This window comes from Streptomyces sp. NPDC057654 (assembly GCF_042800135.1).
In the GTDB taxonomy this organism is placed as follows: Bacteria; Actinomycetota; Actinomycetes; order Streptomycetales; family Streptomycetaceae; genus Streptomyces.
The window spans coordinates 1-1,974 of the sequence record NZ_JBHVHQ010001207.1 but is presented as its reverse complement, the minus strand read 5'-3'; the positions used below and the strand labels follow the sequence as shown (position 1 = coordinate 1,974).

The following is a 1,974-nucleotide window of genomic DNA, read 5'->3' as shown; positions in this document are numbered from 1 at the left end:
GGCCCCGTCACCGGGTCGCCAGAATCACAGAGCGACCCCCTATGCCCCGCCCCACCGTGCCTGACGATGATGAGAGGTGTACGGCAGCACGGCACGCAGTAGCGGAGGACGGCGCATGGACCAGCACAATCACCCCATCGGCAGCAGGCCCGGAGCGGCCGGCGACTTCGCCCGCGCACTGGCAGAGGCGCTGCCCGAGGGCCGGGTCCTGACGGGGCCGGAGTCCCTGGACGGCTACCGCCACGACGAGGCGGAGTGGGCCCCGTACGGGCAGCCGCTCGCCGTGGTCCGGCCCCGGTCCACCGCCGAGGTCCGCACTCTGGTGCGGTGGTGCCTGGAGCACCGGGTGCCGCTGGTGCCGCGCGGCGCGGGCACCGGGCTGTCCGGCGGCGCGAACGCCCTGGACGGCTGTGTCGTGGTGTCCTTCGAGGCCATGGACCGGGTGCTGGAGATCGACGCGGCCGAACGGCTGGCCGTGGTGCAGCCCGGCGTCGTCAACGACGATCTGCGCCGGGCCTGCGCCGAGCACGGGCTGTGGTACCCGCCGGACCCGGCCAGCTCCCCCTGGTCGACGATAGGCGGCAACGTCGCCACCAACGCCGGCGGGATGTGCTGCGTCAAGTACGGCGTCACCCGTGACTACGTGCTGGGGCTGGAGGTGGTCACCGGCGGCGGCGAGGTGGTCCGGCTGGGGCGGCGCACCGCCAAGGGCGTGGCCGGTTACGACCTGTGCTCGCTGCTCGTCGGCTCGGAGGGGACGCTCGGGGTGATCACCGAGGTGACGGTGCGGCTGCGGGCGCAGCGTCCGCCCGAGCGTACGGTGGTGGGCCATTTCGACTCGGCCGTCGCGGCGGGCGAGGCGGTCGCCGAGGTGGCCGCCGCCGGGGTGGCGCCCTCGGCGCTGGAACTCGTCGACCGGCACTGCCTGGCCGCCGTCGACGCCTGGAAGAACATGGGGCTCTCCGCCGAGGCCGACACGGTGCTGCTGGGGCGGCTGGACACGGCGGGGGCGGCCGGGGACGCCGAGGCGGACCTGATGGTCGACTGCTTCCGCAAGGCCGGGGCGACCTGGGCCGCGGTCTCGACCGACCAGCAGGAGGCCGACGCCCTGTTCGACGCCCGCCGCCTGGCCTACCCGGCGCTGGAGCGGCTGGGTCCGGTGCTCACCGAGGACGTCTGCGTGCCGCGGGCGAAGGTGCCGGAGATGCTGGCCCGCATCGACCGGACCGCCGTCGCGCACGATCTGCTGATCGCCAACATCGCGCACGCCGGTGACGGCAATCTCCACCCCCTGATCATCACGCCGCCCGGCGACGACGAGGCGCGCGCCCGCGCGCAGCGCGCCTTCGAGGCGATCCTCGACGACGCCCTGGCGCTGGGCGGCACGGTCACCGGCGAACACGGCGTCGGACTGCTCAAGCGGCCCGGCATGGACCGCGAGCTGGGGCCGGAGGTGCTGGCCCTGCACCACGCCGTCAAGGCCGCGCTGGATCCGCACGGCATCCTCAACCCGGGGAAGGTCGTCGACCTGGGTGGGGCCGTCGGGGGGTAAACAGGGCGGAACGACGATCTGGCGCCGAGGCGTTCTCCGGGGAACAGGCGGCGGGGCGGCGGAAGCGGCGGGACACTGCCCGAGGCGGTGTCGGTGTCGGTGTTGGCGCCGGTGTCAGTGCCGCCTCCGGTCTCAGCGAGGAGGGGTCATGAGCGAGGCGCGACCAGTCGTACGGATCGGGCAGGGCGCCCTGCGCGGCAACGGTGGCGACGGCGGGGACAGCAGCAGGGACAGCGGAGGCCCGGCCACGGGCGTCGCCGCGTTCAAGAACATCCCCTACGCCGCCGCGCCCGTCGGTCCCCTGCGCTTCGCCGCGCCCGCCCCGCCGCCGTCCTGGGACGGCACGCGTGACGCGGACCGCTTCGGTCCCAGCGCGCCGCAGGCCGTCCCGAACGCCTCCGGGCTCGACCTGACGCCGGTCC

2 protein-coding genes are annotated in these 1,974 nt (G+C 74.8%); both read left to right on the top strand.

What is annotated here, in order from left to right:
* The first annotated feature begins 115 nt into the window (after positions 1-115).
* The gene (locus ACFU99_RS42060) at positions 116-1,552 is read left to right on the top strand and encodes an FAD-binding oxidoreductase (protein ID WP_384403645.1); all 1,437 of its coding nucleotides are present in this window, start codon (positions 116-118) and stop codon (positions 1,550-1,552) included.
* Between the two features lie 148 nt (positions 1,553-1,700).
* The coding region (locus ACFU99_RS42055; RefSeq protein ID WP_384403642.1) for a carboxylesterase family protein at positions 1,701-1,974 on the top strand (274 nt) is incomplete at its 3' end.

What these genes read in the sequence shown, in the direction of transcription:
- ACFU99_RS42060 (WP_384403645.1), top strand. Translation starts at nt 116, where the DNA reads ATGGACCAGCACAATCACCCCATCGGCAGCAGGCCCGGAGCGGCCGGC.